At 68.6% G+C, this 19,543-nt stretch carries 17 protein-coding genes; 12 read left to right on the forward strand and 5 right to left on the reverse strand.

All coding sequences use genetic code 11. The annotated features are described in order from the left end of the window. Positions 1-134: 134 nt before the first annotated feature. Entirely contained in the window at positions 135-959 is an 825-nt protein-coding gene (locus AC6I6X_RS13450) for a M48 family metallopeptidase (protein ID WP_497931032.1), read from the reverse strand. Between the two features lie 392 nt (positions 960-1,351). Here AC6I6X_RS13450 and dapA point away from each other — a divergent pair, with 392 nt between their 5' ends. The 9 genes from dapA (at position 1,352) to AC6I6X_RS13495 (ending at position 9,976) form a co-directional block, all read left to right on the forward strand. Beyond that, a complete protein-coding gene (dapA, locus tag AC6I6X_RS13455) occupies positions 1,352-2,278 on the forward strand; it encodes a 4-hydroxy-tetrahydrodipicolinate synthase (protein WP_497931033.1) in 927 nt (308 codons plus the stop codon). Beyond that, positions 2,275-3,042, forward strand: coding sequence for a 4-hydroxy-tetrahydrodipicolinate reductase (dapB, locus tag AC6I6X_RS13460; RefSeq protein ID WP_497931034.1), 768 nt, complete (start codon positions 2,275-2,277; stop codon positions 3,040-3,042). The genes dapA and dapB overlap by 4 nt, the downstream gene beginning before the upstream one ends. Beyond that, on the forward strand, positions 3,039-3,875 hold the full coding sequence (locus AC6I6X_RS13465; RefSeq protein WP_497931036.1) for a 2,3,4,5-tetrahydropyridine-2,6-dicarboxylate N-succinyltransferase: 837 nt from the start codon (positions 3,039-3,041) through the stop codon (positions 3,873-3,875). The genes dapB and AC6I6X_RS13465 overlap by 4 nt, the downstream gene beginning before the upstream one ends. A 44-nt stretch (positions 3,876-3,919) precedes the next feature. Continuing rightward, the gene (gene lysA / locus AC6I6X_RS13470; RefSeq protein WP_497931296.1) at positions 3,920-5,251 is read left to right on the forward strand and encodes a diaminopimelate decarboxylase; all 1,332 of its coding nucleotides are present in this window, start codon (positions 3,920-3,922) and stop codon (positions 5,249-5,251) included. Continuing rightward, positions 5,248-6,081, forward strand: a complete 834-nt coding sequence (gene dapF / locus AC6I6X_RS13475; protein ID WP_497931037.1) for a diaminopimelate epimerase — start codon at positions 5,248-5,250, stop codon at positions 6,079-6,081. The genes lysA and dapF overlap by 4 nt, the downstream gene beginning before the upstream one ends. Further along, positions 6,078-7,226, forward strand: coding sequence for a M20 family metallopeptidase (locus tag AC6I6X_RS13480; RefSeq protein WP_497931038.1), 1,149 nt, complete (start codon positions 6,078-6,080; stop codon positions 7,224-7,226). The genes dapF and AC6I6X_RS13480 overlap by 4 nt, the downstream gene beginning before the upstream one ends. A gap of 248 nt (positions 7,227-7,474) precedes the next feature. Then, a complete protein-coding gene (locus AC6I6X_RS13485) occupies positions 7,475-8,275 on the forward strand; it encodes an enoyl-CoA hydratase/isomerase family protein (RefSeq protein ID WP_497931039.1) in 801 nt (266 codons plus the stop codon). A 1-nt stretch (position 8,276) separates the two neighbouring features. Next, positions 8,277-9,173 (forward strand): beta-keto acid cleavage family enzyme, encoded by an 897-nt coding sequence (locus AC6I6X_RS13490; protein ID WP_497931040.1) that lies wholly within the window; start codon positions 8,277-8,279, stop codon positions 9,171-9,173. After that, positions 9,170-9,976, forward strand: coding sequence for an SDR family oxidoreductase (locus tag AC6I6X_RS13495; RefSeq protein ID WP_497931041.1), 807 nt, complete (start codon positions 9,170-9,172; stop codon positions 9,974-9,976). The genes AC6I6X_RS13490 and AC6I6X_RS13495 overlap by 4 nt, the downstream gene beginning before the upstream one ends. A gap of 78 nt (positions 9,977-10,054) precedes the next feature. Here the strand turns inward: AC6I6X_RS13495 and AC6I6X_RS13500 are convergent, their stop codons facing one another. Together AC6I6X_RS13500 and AC6I6X_RS13505 are read right to left on the reverse strand one after the other, a co-directional pair. Continuing rightward, positions 10,055-11,446, reverse strand: coding sequence for a bifunctional metallophosphatase/5'-nucleotidase (locus AC6I6X_RS13500; protein ID WP_497931042.1), 1,392 nt, complete (start codon positions 11,444-11,446; stop codon positions 10,055-10,057). A gap of 84 nt (positions 11,447-11,530) precedes the next feature. Continuing rightward, positions 11,531-13,237, reverse strand: a complete 1,707-nt coding sequence (locus AC6I6X_RS13505; protein ID WP_497931043.1) for an acyl-CoA carboxylase subunit beta — start codon at positions 13,235-13,237, stop codon at positions 11,531-11,533. Positions 13,238-13,395: 158 nt separating this feature from the next. Between AC6I6X_RS13505 and AC6I6X_RS13510 the strand changes: the two genes are divergently transcribed. The 3 genes from AC6I6X_RS13510 to AC6I6X_RS13520 all read left to right on the forward strand — a co-directional run bounded on the left by AC6I6X_RS13510 (position 13,396) and on the right by AC6I6X_RS13520 (position 16,962). Next, complete coding sequence (locus tag AC6I6X_RS13510) at positions 13,396-14,562, forward strand: acyl-CoA dehydrogenase family protein (RefSeq protein ID WP_497931044.1); 1,167 nt, start codon at positions 13,396-13,398, stop codon at positions 14,560-14,562. Between the two features lie 216 nt (positions 14,563-14,778). Next, positions 14,779-15,180 carry a PPOX class F420-dependent oxidoreductase gene (locus AC6I6X_RS13515; protein WP_497931045.1) on the forward strand — a complete coding sequence of 134 codons (402 nt, stop codon included), beginning with the start codon at positions 14,779-14,781 and terminating at the stop codon, positions 15,178-15,180. Positions 15,181-15,345: 165 nt separating this feature from the next. Then, on the forward strand, positions 15,346-16,962 hold the full coding sequence (locus AC6I6X_RS13520; protein ID WP_497931046.1) for a glycosyltransferase family 39 protein: 1,617 nt from the start codon (positions 15,346-15,348) through the stop codon (positions 16,960-16,962). A gap of 40 nt (positions 16,963-17,002) precedes the next feature. On the opposite strand, the gene AC6I6X_RS13525 is transcribed toward AC6I6X_RS13520, so the two are convergent. After that, positions 17,003-18,361, reverse strand: a complete 1,359-nt coding sequence (locus tag AC6I6X_RS13525; protein WP_497931047.1) for a DolP-mannose mannosyltransferase — start codon at positions 18,359-18,361, stop codon at positions 17,003-17,005. Position 18,362: 1 nt separating this feature from the next. Further along, positions 18,363-19,454 (reverse strand): NAD-dependent epimerase/dehydratase family protein, encoded by a 1,092-nt coding sequence (locus AC6I6X_RS13530; RefSeq protein ID WP_497931048.1) that lies wholly within the window; start codon positions 19,452-19,454, stop codon positions 18,363-18,365. Positions 19,455-19,543: the final 89 nt, after the last annotated feature.

The raw sequence follows: 19,543 nt of genomic DNA on the forward strand, positions 1-19,543 counted from the left end.
TCCGATCGATCCGGGTCGGCGAAACGCCCTGGGTGAGCAGTGCGATCGATTGCTCACGGCCGCGAGACCGGACACGCGGAAACGAGAGCAGCCGCAAGAATCTCAGCCGCGAGAATCCGTTCCGGTAGCCGATTTCAGCGGCGGAGATTCTCGATCCGCTTCTCGGTCGGCGGGTGGGTGGCGAACAGCTGCGCCAGGAGGCTCCGGTTCGCGTTGAAGATACACAGCGCGCTCACGCTGTCGTCGACCGTCGACTCCCGGCCCTCGGCGCCCTTCGAGATCTTCTCGAGGGCGCGTGCGAGCGGGTCGCCGCTGCCGATGTACTGGCGCGCGTCGTCGTCGGCGACGTACTCGCGGTACCGCGAGATGGCGAGCACGAAGACCATCACGAGCATCTGCGCGACGTTCGAGATGACCATTCCGACGATGATGCCGCCGATTCCGCGCTCGTTGCTCATGATGTAGACCATGTAGGCGACCCAGCCGACCATCATCGCGATGGAACTGCCGACGACCATCGCGAGGACGTCGCGGTTCTTGATGTGGGCGAGTTCGTGGGCGATCACGCCCTCGAGTTCGTCGCGCTGGAGGAGGCGGACGAGTTCCGTCGAGACGACGACGACGCCGTTGCCCTTCCGGCCGGTCGCGAAGGCGTTCGGGACGCCCATGTCCATGACCATCAGCGTGGGTTTCTCGATGCCCATGTCCCGGGAGAGGGACTCGGTCATCCGGTGAATATCCCGGTACTGGCCCTCCTCGGGCATCTCCTCGGCGCGTCTGGTCGCGGACCAGACGCCGATCTTGTACTGGAGGAACGGGAGAGCGAGGAGACCGAGCAGGACCAGCGGCCACGCGCCGAAGCCGAACATCGCCAGCCCGAACGCGCCGACCAGCATGTAGAACGCGAACAGGATCGATCCGACGACCGCCATTCGCACTTTCAGGCCGAAGTCAGTCATATACGAATCGACGGTCCGCGACGGGTATAAATTGCGCGGAATTTCATGGTATCTGGTGACACGAGCGCGAGCGCATCCGCTCGCCGGGAGGACGGGAGCGCCCTCCACGGGCGACCGGGGCACGCGGTTCATCGATCGTGGCAAGAGTTGAGCCGAGTCACAACGGATAAGTCAGTCGAACACGGTTGTGTCACATATGCGCCGCGCCGCTCACCCGTCCGTCGATCGCGTCGCGAGCGGCGCCGCCCCTCGTTTTTCGAAACGCAAACGCGTGTGAGTGTGCTCGCGGCGGGAGTGGCACCCCCGTCCCGGGCACGGTTCGACCACGCACGATCGATCATCAACTACACCACGGCCGCTGACCGAGACACACCACACCGACTCCGACACACATGAGCTCAGATATCGACCTTTCGGGCGTCTTTCCGGCGATGTGCACGCCCTTCGACGAGGACGAACGAATCGACTTCGAAACACTGCAGACCGACGCCCAGCGACTCGAGGCCGCCGGCGTCGACGGACTCGTTCCCGTCGGCTCCACCGGCGAGTCGGCGACGCTGACCCACGACGAACACGTCCGCGTCGTCGAGGCCGTCATCGAGGCCGTCGACGACGTGCCGGTCATCGCGGGCACCGGTTCGAACAACACCCGCGAGGCGCTGGAACTGTCCGAGCGCGCCGCCGAAGCCGGTGCCGACGGACTCCTGCTGATCTCGCCGTACTACAACAAGCCCGAACAGCGCGGCCTGATCGAACACTACCGGACGATCGCCGACGCCGTCGACCTGCCACAGATCGTCTACAACGTCCCGTCGCGGACGGGCCAGAACATCGAACCCGACACAGCCGTCGAACTCGCGAGCCACGAAAACATCGCGGGCTACAAGGCCGCGAGCGGCGATCTCGGCCAGATCGGCGAGATCACAGAGCGGACGACCGACGAGGAGTTCGCGGTGCTGTCGGGCGACGACGCGCTCACGCTCCCGACCATCTCCGTCGGCGGAACGGGGACGATCAGCGTCGCCGCGAACATCGAACCCGAGCGCACCTGCGCGATGGTCGGTGCGGCGCTGGACGGCGACTACGAGCGCGCCCGTCGGCTGCACCACGAACTCGGGCCGCTCTTCAGAGCCCTGTTCGTCGAGACCAATCCGATCCCCGTCAAGGAGGCGATGGAGATCCGCGGCTACGGTCCCGCTCGAATGCGGCCGCCGCTCACGCGACTGGCCGACGAGTACCGCGACGACCTCGAGGCGGTCCTCGCCGACCTCGATCGCGACTCGACCACGGTCGCGGACGCGCCAGAGGGTGATCGATGACGGTCCGCATCGGCGTCACCGGCGCGACGGGCCGCATGGGCCGGGAGGTCATCGCCGCGGCCGACGACCACGCGGACTGTGAGGTCGTCCTCGCCGTCAACCGGGACCCGGACGACGAAGCCGTCGACGGCATCGACGTCGAACCCGCGGCAGAATTCGATTCGCTGGTCGCCGATCGGGAACCGACCGTCGTGATCGACTTCACGGGACCGGCGTCGGCGATCGACTACGCCGAAACCTGCGCGGCGGCGGGCGTCGCCTTCGTCACGGGCACGACCGGCTTCGACGGCGACCAGGACGCGACGCTCGAGGCGGCGAGCGAGGACGTCCCCGTCCTCGACGCGCCGAACTTCGCCCGCGGGGTACAGGCCCTGCTGAACGTCGTCGGCGAAGCGGTGCGGAACCTGCCGGGCTACGACGTGGAACTGGTCGAGACCCACCACAACGCGAAGCGGGACGCCCCGAGCGGCACCGCGAAGCGGCTGCTCTCCGAGATCGAAGCCAGCGGCGAGTTCGACGGCCGCACGCACGGCCGCGAAGGCGAGGAGCCGCGCGAGGGGGCCGAAATCGGCGTCCACGCGCTCCGCGCCGGCGACGTGACCGGCGAACACGAGGTGCTCATCGCGGGCAACCACGAGGAGGTTCGACTCACTCACCGCGCGGAGGATCGGGGCGTCTTCGCCGCCGGGGCCGTCGACGCGGCGGTCTGGATCGCAGGACGGAAGGCGGGCCGCTACGAGTTTGCGGACGTGATCGACGAATGAGTGCACTACAGGACGAAATCGAACACCTCTGGACGCGATACGACGACGGCGACGTCGGCGCCGACTCGGCCGGCGAGGACGAGTACGCCACGCTCGACGCGTTCCTCGACGCCCTCGAGGACGGCGCGGTTCGCGCCGCCGAGAAGCACGGCGGCGAGTGGGAGGCGAACGAGTGGGTCAAGCAGGGCATCCTGCTCAACTTCGGCCTGCGATCGATCGGCCAGTACGAGCACGGCGGCGTCACCTACAACGACGTCCTGCCGCTCGCGGAGACGGGCGCGTACGGCGATCGCGGGAGCCGCAACACGCCGGACGGGACCGTCGTCCGCCGTGGTGCACGTATCGGGTCGGACTGCATCCTGATGAGCCCCGCCTTCGTCAACATCGGCGCACACGTCGGCGACGGGACGCTCGTCGACTCCTGCGATACGGTCGGCTCCTGCGCCCAGATCGGCTCGAACGTCAAACTCGGCGCGAACACCCTCATCGGAGGCGTGCTCGAACCCGTCGAGAACGCGCCCGTGATCGTCGAGGACAACGTCTCGCTCGGCGCGGGCTGTCGCGTCACGAGCGGCTTCGTCGTCGGCGAGAACAGCGTCGTCGGCGAGAACACCCTGCTGACGCCGCGGATTCCGGTCTACGATCTCGTGGAGGAGGAAGTCCTGTACGGCGAACTCCCGGCCGATCGACGCGCCTTCACCCGGTTCGTCGAGTCCTCGATCAGCGATCACGACCTCTTCGACGGCGGCGCGTACAAGCCCGCCGTCGTCGCGACCGATCTCGAGACGGAGACGCTCGAGGCGACCGAACGCGAGGAGGTGCTCAGGGATTGAGTGATCCGGGGGATCACGATGCACGTCAGGCCGAAGGTCCGACGATGGTGAACACGGACGCGGACGGCGAGGCACAGGATCGGAGTCCGGCGGTGCGCCGACTCGACGACTGGAACGCCGACGCGCTCCGGCCCCTCGTCGACGAGTACGGCTCGCCGCTGTACGTCCTCGACCTCGATCGCGTCCGGGAGAACTACCGGCGACTCGATCGGGCGTTTCCCGACGCGGAGATCCTCTACGCGGTGAAGGCGAACGCGCTCGGGACGCTCCTCGAGACGATCCACGAGGCCGGCGCGGGACTCGAGTGCGCCTCCGCGGGCGAAGTCACGCGGGCGCTCGCGGCGGGCGCGCCGGGGTCTGCGGTCCGCTACACGGCCGTCAATCCGCCCGCCCGCGACCTCGACGTCGTCGTCGAGGCGTGGGAAGACTCCCCCGACCTGACGGTCACCGCCGGGGCCGAGGACACGATCGATCGCCTCGCCGACCGCGGCTACGACGGGCGGCTCTGTCTCCGGGTCAACCCCGGTATCGGGGCCGGCCACCACGAGAAGGTCCGAACCGGCGCCGCCGCGAAGTTCGGCGTCCCGGCCGAGCGGGCGGTCGACGTGCTCGCCGACGCGGCCGATCGGGGGTTCGACGTCGTCGGGATCCACGCCCACGTCGGCTCCGGCGTGCAGACCGACCAGCTGGACGCCCACCGGGAGTTCGTCGCGCGGATGGGCGATCTCGCGAGGGACGTGGCCGACGCCGTCGGCGACCTCGAGTTCGTCGACGTCGGCGGCGGCTTCGGCGTCCCCTACCGCGAGGACGAGGCCCCCCTCGATCTCGACGCCGTCGCCGAGGCCACCCGCGATGCGATCGGCGACATCGACGCGACGCTGTCGATCGAACCCGGCCGCTACGTCGTCGCCGACGCGGGCGTGCTCCTGACCGACGTCAACACGGTCAAGGAGGCCCGCGAGACGACCGTCGTCGGCGTCGACGCCGGGATGACGACGCTCGCCCGGCCGGCGATGTACGGCTCGTACCACCCGATCCGGAACCTGACGGCCGACGCGTCGGCCGACGACGGTGGCGCGCGAGAGACGGTCCCACAGACGATCGCCGGCCCGATCTGCGAGAGCGGGGACGTTTTCTGTACGGACCGCGAACTGCCCGCGAGCGAGCGCGGCGACGTGCTCGCGATCGGCAACGCGGGCGCGTACGGCTACGAGATGGCGACGCAGTACAACACCCGGCCGCGACCCGCCTCGGTCGTCGTTGACGGCGGTGAGGTCTCCCTCGCCCGTCGTCGCGAGACGATCGACGACGTGACGCGACTGGAGACGGACCGACGGCGATCCGATCGCGACAGCACCCAGGAGACAGGACGATGACCGTTCCATTCGAAAAGTACCACGGCACCGGCAACGACTTTCTGATCATCGACGCGGACGAACACACCGTCCCCGATCGGGGCGAACTCGCCAGACGCGAGTGCGACCGGACCGACGGCGTCGGCGCCGACGGGGTCCTCTTTCTCGCGCTCGAGGAGGTGTTCCGGCCCCCGCGGGTCGTGATGACGCTGGTCCAGCCGGACGGGGAGACGGCCCCGATGTGCGGCAACGGCGCGCGCTGTGCGGCCGAGTGGGCCATGCAGCGGGCGGGAACCGACAGCGTGATGATCGACACGCAGGCGGGGACCCTGCGGGCCGATCGCACCGACGACGGCGTCGCCGTCGAGATGACCGAACTCACGTTCGACCCCGCCGAGATCCCCGTCGACGCCGACGAGGGAGTCTTCGAGGAGGAGGTCGAGGGACTCGAGGTGACGATGGTCAACACCGGCGTCCCCCACGCCGTCTCGTTCGTCGACGACGTCGACGACGTCGACCTCGAGACGATCGCGCCGCCGGTTCGCCACGCGGATGTCTTCCCCCGCGGGACGAACGTCACCGTGGCCAGTCCGGACGGCGACGGCGGCTTCTCCCAGCGCACCTACGAACGGGGCGTCGAGGGCGAAACCGACTCCTGTGGCACCGGCGCGGTCGCCATCGCCGTCGTGGCGCGTCGACTCGGGTACACCGACGCGGACCCGGTCGAGGTCCGACCGCCGGGCGGCGACCTGCAGGTGAGCTTCAACGATCGCGGGCGGGCGATGCTCGCCGGCCCCGTCGAACACGAGTTCGACGGCGAGGTGTCCGTCGAACCGCCGGTCGAGCCGTGACCGGGGGCGACGCCGCTCGCGCGAGCGGGTTCGACCCGATCGAGTTCCTCGAGACGGCCGTCCAGCACCCCTCGAACGAGGACGTCGAGCCGATGCGGGCGTTCCTGTGCGAGACGATCGAGGACCGCGGCGTCACGCCGCGGGTCGACGACGCCGGGAACGTCCTCGCGAGTCGCGGGTCGGCCGACGCCGACACCCACGTCGTCCTGAACACGCACATCGACACGGTCTCGCCGCACGTTCCGTTCGATCGCCACGAGGGCGAAGACGAGTCGGTCGGAGACGAGGTCATCCGCGGCCGCGGCTCCTGTGACGCCAAGGGGCCGCTCGCAGCCCTGCTATCGGCCTTCTTCGCGATCGATCCCGTCGACGCGACGGTGACCCTCGCCGTCACCCCGGACGAGGAGGTGCTCTCGACGGGGGCCCACGCGCTCGTCTCCGGCGAGCAGTCGCTGACGGCCGCGGCCGACGCCGTAATCGTCGGCGAACCGACCGACCTCGACGTCTGTACGGCCGCGAAGGGGCGCTTCCAGGGGACGGTTCACCTCTCGGGGGCGAGCGCCCACGCGGCCGAACCCCAGTCGGGGACGAACGCGATCGCGGCACTCGAACCCGTCCTCGCGGCGGTTCGCAGCTTCGACGATCGCGACGACGCCCCGCCGACCCACCCGCAACTCGGGTCCGCGACGCTCACGCCGACCGTCGTCGAGGGCGGCGAATCGACCAACCAGGTGCCCGCCGACTGCGCGCTGACGCTCGATCGGCGGAGCGTCCCGCCCGAGACGGCCGCCGCGTTCCACGAGGCGCTGACAGCCCACCTCGAATCTGCAGTTCCCGAGGACGTCGGCGTCGAGTTCCGGTTCACCGATCGGCCGACGCCGTTCCTCGAGGCCTGGGACACCGATCCCGAGGCACGGGTGGTCGACCTGCTGGCGGACGCCGCCGGCGGCGACGTCCGCCCGTTCACCGCCGCGACGGAGGCCTCGTACTTCGCGGCCGACGCGCCCACGGTCGTCTTCGGCCCGGGCGTGCTGGCCGACGACGAGGGTGCCGTCGCCCACTCACCGCGGGAGTACGTCCGCGTCTCGGCGGTCGAAGCCGCGGCGACGGCGCTCGAGGAGACGCTCGCCGCGCTGGTCGAATAGGTCGATCGCGAGGCGCTTCGAGTCGATCCCCGCGTGTGGGCCGTCGCCCGGAAACGCCGCGCGACGCGCGACGAGTTGTCTTGCTGAACGTTTACGTTCGTGGTTGTCATTCCCAGTCATATGAGCAGGGACGATCGAAACGGTGCCGACGGAGCGGACCAGCGCGAACGCGGGGACGAGAGGGGCCACCGGTGGCGTTCCCGGCGAAACGACCGACCGGGCGGTCGGGTATCGGCCCGGAGGCGACGATGACCGACGCCGAACGACTCTCGAACGACGACCTCGCGGTGGCGGTCAGCGACGACGAACTCGTCGTCAGGGCGACGATCGACCGGCCCGATCGACGCAACGCGCTCAACGACGGCGTCATCCGAGGCCTGATCGACGTCCTCGCGGCCGCCGACGAGGGACCGACGCGGGTGGTCGTTATCCGGGGCGCCGAGGGGACCTTCTGTTCGGGCGGGGACCTGCGCGAGTTCCCGATCGGGCAGGGGACCCAGGCCTACCGGGAGAGTTTCGGCGCGCTCTCGGGGCTCGTCGAGCAGTTACAGGAGACGAGCGCGCTCACGGTCGCCGCCGTCGAGGGGCACTGCCTGGCGGGCGGACTCGGCCTCGCGACGGCCTGCGAGTTCGTCCTCGCGAGCGCCGACGCCGAGTTCGGCACGCCCGAGGTCGAGGTCGGCCTCTTCCCCGCGCAGGCGATGGCCCCGATCACCCGCGCCGCGAGCGAGAAAGCGGCGCTCGAACTGCTGTTCACCGGCGATCGCGTGGTGGCCGAACGTGCCCGCGAGATAGGGCTGGTGACCGACGTCGTCGCGCCGGAGGCGTTCGAGGCGGAACTCGACGACCTCGTGGACACGCTGGCGGCCAACAGCCCCGTCCTGATCGAGATGGGCAAGGCGGCCTACTACGAGCAACGCGACATGGACTTCGGGGCCGCGCTCGCCTACCTCAGGGAGATCATCGCCATGATCGCCATGAGCGAGGAGACCGAGGAGGGGATCGACGCGTTCCTGACCGATCGCGAACCCGAGTGGCGGGGGCGATAGCATGACCGGGAGCATCTACGAGCGACAGGACTCGACGAAGGGGAACGATCCCGACACCGTGGTCGTCTCCGCGGCGCTAACGGGTGCGTTGACGACCCGCGACCAGTGTCCTGCGATCCCCTACACGCCCGACGAGATCGCAGACGAAGCCGCCGTCGCGCGGGAGGCCGGTGCCGCAGTGGCCCACATCCACGCCCGGACCGACGACGGCGCGCCGACGTTCAGCACGGAGACCTACCGAGAGATCTACGACGCGGTACGCGATCGCACCGACATCGTGATCAACTTCTCGACGGGCGCGATCGAGACGCCCCTCGAGCAACGCCTCGAGTACGTGCAGGAAGTCGGGCCCGAAATCGCGGCGCTGAACATGGGTTCGATGAACTACGCGAAGTACTCCGAGTCCCGCGAGGACTACGTCTTCGACATGGTGTTCGAGAACCCCTTCTCCGAGATTCGGGACCTCCTCGAGGGGATGAACGAGGCCGGCGTGACGCCCGAACTCGAGTGTTTCGACACCGGACACATCGGGAACACGCGGCCCCTCCTGCAGGAGGGCGTGCTCGATCGGCCGTTCCACGTCAGCCTGATCATGGGCATGCTCGGCGGGATTCCGGCGACGGTCGACAACCTCTCCCACCAGGTGCGGCAACTCCCCGACGACTGCACCTGGCAGGTGATCGGCATCGGTCGGGACCAGTGGCCGCTCGTCTCGGCCGCGATCGCGATGGGCGGGAACGTCCGGGTCGGTCTCGAGGACAACTTCTACCGGCCGTCCGGCGAGATGGCCGAGAGCAACGCGGACCTGGTCGCCGACGCCGTGGAGATGGCCGAACAGGTTGGCCGCGAACCCGCGACGCCCGACGAGGCCCGCGAGATCCTGGGGGTGAACGGATGAGTTTCGAGCGAACGCCGCCCACGACCGACCTCTTCGCCGAGGACCTGCTCGAGGGGGAGACGGCGCTCGTCACGGGCGGCGGCACCGGCATCGGTCGGGAACTCGCGCTCGGGTACGCCGACCACGGCGCGGACGTGGCGATCGCCAGCCGCTCGATGGACAACCTCGCTCCCGTCGCCGACGAACTCGAGGAGCGCGGGGCCGACGCCTGCGCGACCACGGTCGACGTGCGCGACCCCGACGACGTCGATACGATGCTCGAGACCGTCCTCGACGAGTTGGGCGATTGCTCGATCCTCGTCAACAACGCCGGCGCGAACTTCCTCTGTCCCGCCGAGGACATGTCCGCCAACGGCTGGCGCTCCGTCGTCGGGACCATCCTCGACGGTACCGCGAACTGCACCTTCGCGGTCGGCGACCACCTGATCGATCGCGGCGGCGGCGCGATCGTCTCGATGGGCGCGACCAACTCCGTCCGCGGCGCGCCCTACCACGCCCACTCGGGCGCGGGCAAGGCCGGCGTCCACAACCTCATGCAGACCGTCGCCGCGGAGTGGGCCCGGTACGGGATCCGTGCGAACACGGTCGCGCCCGGCGTGATCCGGACCGAGGGCATCATGGAGGTGATGGGCGAAGCGGTCGCGGAGCAAGTTGTCGAGGAGGATCTGGCGGCCGATCGGCTCGGGACGCCGGCCGACTGCGTCGCCGTGGCGCTGTTCCTCTCGAGTCCGGCCGCGGCGTACGTGACCGGTTCGTACTACGCGGTCGACGGCGGGCAGTTGCTCGCGCCGACGCCGATGTGATCGCGGCTCCGCGATTGCAACTCCCAGTAGGGGCGATCGCCGGCACGAGACGTCACGACTGCGGAACGAGATCCCGAGTCATCGGAGCGAGTGGACCGACTCCGGCGCGGTATCGCTGATCGCCTCCATTCGTCCGTCGCAGCCGCCCGGAAATCCGTACCGGCGGACGTACCCGGTGAGAGCGCGGTGCTGGTGGCCGTGAGTGGCCTCGATCCGCTCCGCCGACAGCGGGGCGAAGATGTCGTTTTCGAACGCGAACGTCGGCGCCGCAACCTCGTAGACGGCGTCGGGATCCGGTTCCGAGCCGGCCACCGTCGCCGACGCGAGTCCGAGATCGGTGGCGGTCCGCCGCCACGCGAGGGTCGCGCCGCTGACGTGGCCGAACACTTCGAGGTGGGCGTCGACGGCGTCCGGCACCACGAGATTCTCGAACAGATTCCGGAGTTCCGCACCGGTCAGCCGCGCGGTATGGATCTCGTTGTCGAACGGCGTCAGCGATCGGAGGTCGCCGACGGTCACGTCGCCGGACAGCGGCGGTCCGGCGCGGAGCATCCTGGCGTTGTACACCGCGACGTCCGCGTCGGCCGCCCAGCGGTAGGCGTCGGCGACGACGTTCCCGATCGGACTCTCGGGGAAGCACGCCGCGGGATCCCGGGACAGCGACGCGTCGATCGTTGCGACGGTGTCGGTGAGGCCGCGCTCGGCGAACAGGGCCCGGTAGTCGGCCTCGACGTCGGTCGCGACCGACGCTTCCGGAACCCGGTGCAGGTCGACCGCGGGAGTGGGGCCCGTCAGCCGAACCTCGCCCACCAGCGCCGCCCGCTCGCCGGGGTGGACGATCGGCGTTCCCTCCAAGACGTCCGCTCGAACGTCGTGCGTGTGGCCGCCGAGGACGACGTCGACGCCGTCGGTGCGGGCGATCTCGTCGTCCAGTTCGCCCGCGTGCGAGAGGACGACGATCGAGTCGACGTCGTCCCGCTCCAGGTCGTCGACGGCGTCACTGACCGCCTCGATCGGATCGTCGACGGTGACGCCGTCGGTAGCGGGGTGGCCGCGAACCGATCGGGGGTCGGTGACGCCGACGAAGCCGATGCGGTCGCCCCCGGCCGAGACCACCGCGGTCCGCTGGACGCCGCGATCGGCCGCGAACGGACCGGTCCCCGTCCGCAGGTTCGCCGTCAGCCACTGCTGGGGCGTGTCCGCCACGAGGTCGCACAGAGACTCGAGCCCGTGGTCGAACTCGTGGTTCCCGAACGTCGAGACGTCGGGGCCGACGCCATCGAAGAACCGACGCGCGTGGTTCCCGTCGGTCTCCATCGCGAGGACGCCCGGCGCAGTCGTGTCGCCGGTCCCGCAGACGATCGTCGTTTCGTCGCGACGCTGGCGAAGGAGCCCCGCCAGCCGTCCGATCCGTTCGGGGTCGTCGTACGCGTTCTCGACGTCGGAGTAGTGGAGCAGTCGGGGCGGCATGGAGAGTCCGATCCGTATTCGTTCGATACAGTGGCGACCGAAGTAATGTGTGCCGGTTCCGGTGGCCGCGTCGGACTCCGCCGATCAGAACAGCACCGTCCCGTGGTACCGATCGCGCTCCGTCCGGCGCTTGTTCCGCAGCGCGCGCAGTCGCGCCGCGAGTTGGTCGCGCAGGTCGCCGGCCGGGAGCAGTTCGTCGACCTGCATCTTCGCCGCCTGTGCGCGGACGTCGATGTGCTCGTCGTACTCCTCGCGCATGCTCTCCGTGAAGGCCTGCCGCGACTCGGGATCCATCTCCTCGAGTTGCTCCGCGAAGAGCGCGTTGATCGTGGCATCGGGCCCCATCACGGCGATCTCGGCGCTCGGAAGTGCGAGCGTGGCGTCCGGGTCGAAGGAGGGGCCGGCCATCGCGTAGATGCCCGCGCCGTACGCCTTGCGGGTGATGACGCAGAGCTTCGGTACCTGCGCGTTCGAGGTCGCGTAGATGAACTTCCGGCCCTTCTGGAGGACGCCCTCGCGTTCGACCTGGGAGCCGACCATGAATCCCGGCGTGTCACAGAGGTAGATCAGCGGAATCCCGAAGGCGTCGCAGGTCCAGACGAACCCGGCCCCCTTCTCCGCGGAGTCGGGGAAGATCGCCCCGCTCTTGACTGCGGGCTGGTTCGCGACGATGCCGATCGGCCGCCCCTCGATCCGGCCGAATCCGGTGACGAGTTCCGGCGCGAACCGCGGCTTGAGTTCGAACCACGAGCCGTCGTCGACGAGTCGATCGATCACCCCCTGGACGTCGTAGCCCTCGTTGGGTTCGTCGGGGATGACGGCGTCGAGCCCCTTCGGATTCGCCGCGGGGACGTCGGGTTCGCGAGTCGGGAGCGGCGCGTCGTGGCGCTGTGGGAGGTAGGTCAGGAGGTCGCGCACGGCGTCGGCCGCGGCGCGTTCGTCCTCGACGACGAGGTCGGCACTGCCGGACCGGGTCGCGTGGACGCGGGGCCCGCCGAGTTCCTGCATCGTCGTCCGTTCGCCCGTCACGGCCTCGACGACGCGCGGGCTGGCGATCGCCATCCCGCTGATCTCCTCGACCATGACGAGGTAGTCACAGAACACCGGGGTGTAGGCCGAACCCGCGATATCGGGGCCGTAGAGGACGCCGATCTGGGGGACCTGTCCGGAGTGGATGCACTGGTTGAAGAACATCCGCCCGCCCCGGTACCGGTCCATGTGGGTGTCGCCGGGCTCCCGATCGTCCAGGTTCAGGCGCGCGCCCGTCGAGTCGATCAACCGCAGGATCGGCGCGCCGGCCTCGGCTGCGCGCTCGGCGAGGCGGATCTCCTTCTCGACGCCCATCCCGCCGAGCGAGCCCGCCTTGACGGTGTAGTCGTTCGCCGCGAAGAAAACCGTCCGGCCGTGGATGGTCCCGACGCCCGTGATCATCCCGTCGGCGGGGAGGTCCCCGTCCGCGTCGTGGCGGGCGAACGTGCCGTCCTCGTACTCGATTTCGTCGAAGACGAGGTCCAGTCGATCGCGGACGAACAGCTTTCCTAACTCCTCGATCTTCTCGTGGCCGCGTTCGGGCCCGCCCGAGAGGATCTCCTCGACCTCGTCGCGAAGTACGCGTTCGCGCTCGGTGATCACCGCGTCGTCCCAGCCCCCGTCGCCGTTGCCGGCGGTCGCCACCGGTTCCTCGTCCCCGTCGACGACCAGTTCGACCCCCCGATCGAGGTGGGCGGCGAGGGCGCTCGCGATCGCCCGGGCCGTCTCTTCGTCGGGTGTCGCGTCGACGGTGATCCTCATCGCCACCACCCGCCGTGGATACGGGATCGCTCGCTCATAGACGGAGGATTGGTACCAAGTGACAAATGCATTCGGCTCCCGTCACTGGTTGAACGGCGTTGCCGTTTGCGATCGTGGGAAAGTGTAACAAGCGTGTGCATCGATTGGTATCGATACGCATGGACTACACCGAGACCGAGGAACAACAGTTGATCCGGGAGAGCGTCCGGGACATCGCCAGCGATTACGACTGGGAGTACTGGAAAACCTGCATCGAGGAGAAGCAGTTCCCCGAGGAGTACTGGTCCGATCTCGCGCGAGACGGGTGGCTCGGGGTCACCATCCCCGAGGAGTACGGCGGGGCCGGCCTGGGGATGCTCGAAATGTCGATGGTGATCGAGGAACTCTCGCGGGGCGGCGGACAGGGCGGGATCATCTTCGTACTCACGCCCGTCTTCGGCGGGATCAGCATTCAGCGCCACGGTACCGAGGAACAGAAGGAGGAGTATCTCCCGGCGATCGCCGACGGCGAGATGCGCTTCTGTATGGGACTGACCGAGGCCGGCGCGGGGACGAACACGATCAACATCGATACGACCGCGGAGCGAGACGGCGACGAGTTCGTCGTCTCCGGTCAGAAGATGTGGATCAGCGGCGTCGAGAACGCCGACGAAATGCTACTGATCGCCCGCACGTCCGACCTCGACCCGGACAACCCGACCCACGGCGTCTCGATGTTCCTCGTGCCCGACCCCGCCGAACGGGAGGGCATCTCGCTCACCCCGCTCGACGTCGAGGTCCCGTGGTTCGAGACCCAGTACCAGGTCGACATCGACGGTCTGCGGGTCCACGAGGACCGCATCCTCGGCGCGGAGGACGGCGGCCTCTACCTCCTGTGGGACACCCTGAACACCGAGCGGATCGCCGGCGCGGCCAGCGCGATCGGCGGTGGCCTTCGGGCGATCGATCTCGCCGTCGACTACGCGAACGAGCGATCGGTCTTCGGGCAGAAGATCGGCGGCCACCAGGCGATCCAGCACCCGCTCGCCGACGCCTACGCCGAACTCATGTGCGCCCGCGAGATGACCTACAAGGCGGCCTCCAGGTGGGACCACGGCGAGGACGCCGGCGCCGAAGCGAACATCGCCAAACTCCGATCGAGCGAGGCCGCGACGAAAGCGGCCGATCAGGCGGTCCAGACCCACGGCGGCAACGGCTTCTCGGCGGAGTACGAAGTCTACGACATCTGGCAGAACTCCCGGCTGCTCAAGACCGTCCCGATCACCAACGAGATGGTCCGGAACTTCCTCGCGGAGCATACCCTCGGCCTGCCGCGATCGTACTGATGCAGTCTGCTGTCACGATATCCAGGAGTAACCGCAGGGCGGTCGCGGTTGCACCGGAACCGACGTTCAGTAGTCCGTCTGTGGGTCGATCGATCCCCGCGGAACCGAACGTCCGATATTCGGCGCTCCGGATCCGATCTCCGACCCGATCGGCTCGTTCGTCCCGGTTGCATAGAAAGGCATCGTGAATTTATGCCGGGGCGCAGCACTGTGGATATGGCCTCGATCCCGGACGACTACCAGGACCTGTTCGAAAAGAAGACGTTCGCCCACGTCTCGACCCTGTTGCCCGACGGGGCACCGCACGTGACGCCGGTATGGATCGATTACGATCCCGACGCCGATCGGCTGCTCGTCAACACCGAGCGCGATCGGCGAAAGGAGAAAAACGTCCGCAAGGATCCGCGGATCGCCGTCAGCATGACCGATCCGGACAACCCCTATCGGATGCTGTCGGTGACCGGCGAGGTCGACGAACTCACGACCGAGGGCGCACGCGAACACATCGACGAACTCGCCCGGCGGTACATGGGCGAAGACGAGTATCCGAACCCGATCGAGACGGAACGAGTCATCATCTCGATCGAACCGGAGAAGGTGAACGCGTTCGAGGCCTGAGGTGCAGGCCGACGTCGACGGAATCGCGACCGTCGACGTGGCAACGCCCTCGAAACGGCACCCGTTTCCCGCCTCGGGTGCCGCCCGCGTCACGGGCGCTCGACTCGAGTCGGGACCCCCGTTAGTCGGCAAACATTCATCCCTCGAATCGGTGCAATCGACACCATGTCGGTTCCCCCGACGATCGGGCGGGTCGGTGAACGGTCCCCGGCGGGCCTCCCGATCGAACTGTACCCGATCGCGCTCCTCGCCGCTTCGCTTCGGCTGTTCCGGCTGGAGTCCGAGAGTTACTGGCTCGACGAAGTCGTCTCGGTGACGATCGTCACGTCGAACGCGCCGATCGAACTCCTGGTCAGCGTCCCGGGGAACGATCCGCACCCGCCGCTGTACTATCTCCTCCTGTCCGGGTGGACGGCGATCTTCGGAACGTCGGAACTGGCCACGCGACTGCTGTCTGCCCTCGTCGGCGTCGCCACCGTCGTCGTCCTCTACGGGGTGGGCCGCCGACTCTTCGACCGAGAGGTCGGGGCGATCGCAGCGTTGCTCGTCGCCGTCTCGCCGTTCCACGTCTGGTACTCCCAGGAGGTGCGGATGTACAATCTGCTCGCGCTGCTGACCGTGCTCTCGTTCTACTGGTTCGTCCGGTTGCAGACGGTGCGACCCGCCGACGACACCGGATCTCGGGACGATCTCGGGTACGTCGTCTCCACGGCCCTCCTCGGGTACACGCACGTGTTCGGCCTGTTCGCGATCCTCGCACAGAACGCGTACGTCTTCTCTCGGCCCGTCGTCCGGATCGTCCCCCGATCGCGGCTGACGCTCCGCCGCTGGATCGCACTCCAGGGGATCACCGCCGCGCTCCTCCTCCCGTGGGTGGTGCGATTGCTCCGTCGGACGATGGCAGCACGCGGGGGAGAAGCGGGTAACGTCTCGTGGATACCGCTCCCGACGGCCGAGACCGTCAGAGAGACGTTCGCGGCCTATCTCGGTGGCTACCTGTTCGGCGAGTCGTTCCCGTTGCTCGTCTCGCTTGTCGTCGTGGGCTGTCTGGTCCTCGCGCTCTCGGGCGATCGCGCGACCACAACCGCGGCGGAGGCCGATCGTCAGGAGCCACCGGTAAACGCCGTCTACCTGACCCTCCTCTGGCTCGTCGTGCCGATACTCGTCCCGGTCGCCCTCTCGCACGTCGTCGCGCCGATCTTCGTGGATCGGTACTCGATCGGGGCGTCGCTGGCGTTCTTCCTCCTGATCGCGGTCGGGGTGCGGACGATCTCTCGATCGTCGCTTCGGTTCGTCGTGGTCGGGGTCCTCCTCGTCGTCCTCGTCGCGCCGCTCCCGACGTACTACCAGGCGGACCAGAAAGAACAGTGGCGGGAGGCCGCCGCCGACGTCGAGGCGACCGCCGACGGTGACGACGTCGTCCTCGTGAGCAGACCGTTCGCGGAGCGCCCCTTCGACTACTACGTCGATCGATCGGACGTGGCGACGGTGCGAATCCCGCCCGACGCGTCGACCGCCGACATACGGGACTCCGTCGACGGCCACGACGACGTCTGGATCGTCCTCTCGTACACCGACTCGTCGACCGACCGGCGGATCCGCCAGGCGGTGGCGTCCAGCGACGGGTACCGCGGGCCGGTGGCGGAGCGCCGGTACAACGGAATCACGGCGGTCCGGTTCGAGCGCACCGCAGCGGAGGGTGAGTCGGAGACGGACGCGGGCGCGGAAGCGAGCATCGCCGTCGGCGATCGAGACCGCTCGAATCGACGACTGATCAGATGATCGCGCCGGAAGACTGACGCGCGCCGGCGATGCCGAACCGCTAGCCGCGATCGGTTCGACTCGGCCACCCGTCGCACTGCCGCCTGTCCAGTCGATCGTCGGTCATCGCGACCCACCGTACTTCGTTCCAGCTCAACCGGTAGTGACAGGTTTCGGGTTCGAGTTGCTCCCAGTAGATGGTCTGCATCGACGGGGCCTCGCCGTCGGCCGGCGTTATCGGCAGGGGCTCGCCGTCCGCCTCGGCGTCCTGTTGCATCGTCCGCAGCGTCGACTGCGGGTACGGCGAGCCGGTGTCCCAGGCGACTCCCGAGAGGACGAGCAGCCCGACGACGGCGAGAACGGCGACGACCGCCACGCGACGGTCGAACGTCGGGACCGGGTCGTCGCCGCGGCGATCGGTCGTCGTCGATCGCCGCGCGAGCACGCGATCGACGGCGAGGGCGACGCCGATCGCGACGAACGCGAGCCACGGCAACGCGTCCGTCGAACCGTCGAGATCGATGAACAGCACCTGGTAGCCGAGGAGCAGCCCGCCCGTCGGCACCCACCACAGCCGCCGCAGGTCGCGAACCGCGGCGTCGGCCCAGCCGAACAGCGCCACCGGGAGGAGCACGGATCCGTAGCCGAATATCAGCAGGATCGAGTAGACGTTCTCGGCCAAAGTGTACGACGATCCCGCGGACAGCGGCGCGACGATCGCCTGGACGACCATCGGAACGAGCGCCCCCGCGGCCGCGAACGCGAGAACGACGAACCCGGTCACGACGCCGCCGCCCGCGATCGCCCGGAGCGCGTTCTTCCCACCGGCTCGCTGGTACGCCATTCCGACGACCAGCGGCGCGAAGACCATCCCCGACTGCCACGACCCGGCGCTCAGCGCCGCCGCGGCGCCAGCGAGAAACGGCCGATCGCGAAGGGCCAGCGCGAGCGCCAGCGTCCCGAAGAACAGCGCGTAGAACTGCGCCCGAACCCCTTCCGGAGAGAGGAAGAAGAGTTCCGGGACGACGAGCATCGTGAGGCCGGCGGCGATCGCGGCCGCGTTCCGGCCGGTCACGAGGTACGCCACCCATCCGACGAGCATGACGCTCGCGGCGGCGACCAACACCGTGAGCGCCACGCTCAGGCCGTGCAGGACGAGCATGTCCCCGCCCGAAACGGCGGCGAGCGCGGCCGTGATGGCGAACGGAACCGGCGGGTTCACGTCCCAGACGTCGACGTACGGGACGCCGCCCCGGAGGACGTACCAGCCCGTGTGCTGGAAGAACGCCGGATCGGTCGCGATCCGCGGCCACCCGGTCAGCAGATAGTCCGCGAGCCCCGCGGCGAACAGGACGGCGACGATCGGTCCGAGGATGGCGACCCAGTCGGAGCGGGACTGGAGACGTGAACGCGCAGCCATCTCAGATGCGCTGTGAAACCTTCTTCGCGACGGCGAGGGCGCCCTGGTCCCACGCGACGCGGTGGTCGAGGCCGGTGTCGTCGGCCGCCTCGTCGGCCTCGTAGTGCTCCAGGTACCACTCGTAGGTCTCCACGAGCGCCTCCCGGTTCGAGTACTCGGGCTCCCAGCCGAGCCCCTTCAGTTTCTCGACGGAGACGTAGGAGTCCTCGTGGGCGGTCTCGTAGACCCACGGGTACAGCGGGGAGAGGTTCAGTTTCTCCAGGACGCGGAGAACGGCGACGGTGAGAGTGGCGGGCGTCCCGATCGTTCGCTTGCCCGTCCCCGCGTAGTCGATCGGGGCCTGGAAGTCCTCCTTCATCGTGCCGAACTCGTCGGCGCCGACGTTGAACGTGTCGTTGACGTCCGCCTCGTCGCCGGTGAGCAGCAACTCGATAGCGGTGACGAGGTCGTGGACGTGCAACAGTTGGTAGCGGTTGTTTCCCCACCCGACGAGGGGGACGTTCGCGCCGTCTTCGATCCAGTCGAACAGGACCTGGAACACGCCGAGTCGCTGCGGCCCGATGAAGGTCTTCGGGCGGAGGATCGGGACGCACATCCCCATGCGACGGAAGTCCTGGCAGACCTTCTCGGCCTGGATCTTGGCCTCGCCGTAAGGGCCGACCCCGTCCAGGGGCGACTCCTCGGTGATGGGGTGTTCGTCGTGGGTCCCGTAGACCGCGGTCGAGGAGATGTAACAGACGCGATCGACGTCGCGTTCGTTCGCCCCCCAGAGCACGTTTCGCGTCCCGTCGATGGTCGTCTCGCGGATGCGATCGGCGTCCCACAGCGGGAGGGCGGCCGCCGCGTGCACGACGGCGGTCGCTCCGCTCGCCTCGAGCGCGTCGGCCACGGCCGCCTCGCTCCGGACGTCACCTTCGACGAACTCGATGCCGTCCGCGTCGTCGTCCGCTTCGAAGGGCTTGAGATCGAACGCGGTGACGTCCCACCCCCGATCGCGGAAGTACTGGCACGTGTGGAGGCCGAGGAATCCGGTCCCCCCGGTGACGAGAACCGAGTCGGTCGAGTCGTCCGCGACGTACTCGCTATCGCTCATCGTGATTTCAGGCGGGACGTCAATACGGTGCCCCAATAGTGTATCGCCGAGTAGCGTCCCTTGTACTGGTCGAATACATCTTATACGGC

The organism is Halosolutus sp. YCN4, from assembly GCF_059736495.1.

Coding starts and splice junctions, on each gene's coding strand:
- AC6I6X_RS13450 (WP_497931032.1), bottom strand. CDS start 959: ATGACTGACTTCGGCCTGAAAGTGCGAATGGCGGTCGTCGGATCGATC.
- AC6I6X_RS13530 (WP_497931048.1), bottom strand. CDS start 19,454: ATGAGCGATAGCGAGTACGTCGCGGACGACTCGACCGACTCGGTTCTC.
- AC6I6X_RS13490 (WP_497931040.1), top strand. CDS start 8,277: ATGACCGGGAGCATCTACGAGCGACAGGACTCGACGAAGGGGAACGAT.
- dapF (WP_497931037.1), top strand. CDS start 5,248: ATGACCGTTCCATTCGAAAAGTACCACGGCACCGGCAACGACTTTCTG.
- AC6I6X_RS13515 (WP_497931045.1), top strand. CDS start 14,779: ATGGCCTCGATCCCGGACGACTACCAGGACCTGTTCGAAAAGAAGACG.
- AC6I6X_RS13505 (WP_497931043.1), bottom strand. CDS start 13,237: ATGAGGATCACCGTCGACGCGACACCCGACGAAGAGACGGCCCGGGCG.
- lysA (WP_497931296.1), top strand. CDS start 3,920: ATGGTGAACACGGACGCGGACGGCGAGGCACAGGATCGGAGTCCGGCG.
- AC6I6X_RS13510 (WP_497931044.1), top strand. CDS start 13,396: ATGGACTACACCGAGACCGAGGAACAACAGTTGATCCGGGAGAGCGTC.
- AC6I6X_RS13525 (WP_497931047.1), bottom strand. CDS start 18,361: ATGGCTGCGCGTTCACGTCTCCAGTCCCGCTCCGACTGGGTCGCCATC.
- AC6I6X_RS13465 (WP_497931036.1), top strand. CDS start 3,039: ATGAGTGCACTACAGGACGAAATCGAACACCTCTGGACGCGATACGAC.
- AC6I6X_RS13485 (WP_497931039.1), top strand. CDS start 7,475: ATGACCGACGCCGAACGACTCTCGAACGACGACCTCGCGGTGGCGGTC.
- AC6I6X_RS13500 (WP_497931042.1), bottom strand. CDS start 11,446: ATGCCGCCCCGACTGCTCCACTACTCCGACGTCGAGAACGCGTACGAC.
- AC6I6X_RS13520 (WP_497931046.1), top strand. CDS start 15,346: ATGTCGGTTCCCCCGACGATCGGGCGGGTCGGTGAACGGTCCCCGGCG.
- AC6I6X_RS13495 (WP_497931041.1), top strand. CDS start 9,170: ATGAGTTTCGAGCGAACGCCGCCCACGACCGACCTCTTCGCCGAGGAC.
- dapB (WP_497931034.1), top strand. CDS start 2,275: ATGACGGTCCGCATCGGCGTCACCGGCGCGACGGGCCGCATGGGCCGG.
- dapA (WP_497931033.1), top strand. CDS start 1,352: ATGAGCTCAGATATCGACCTTTCGGGCGTCTTTCCGGCGATGTGCACG.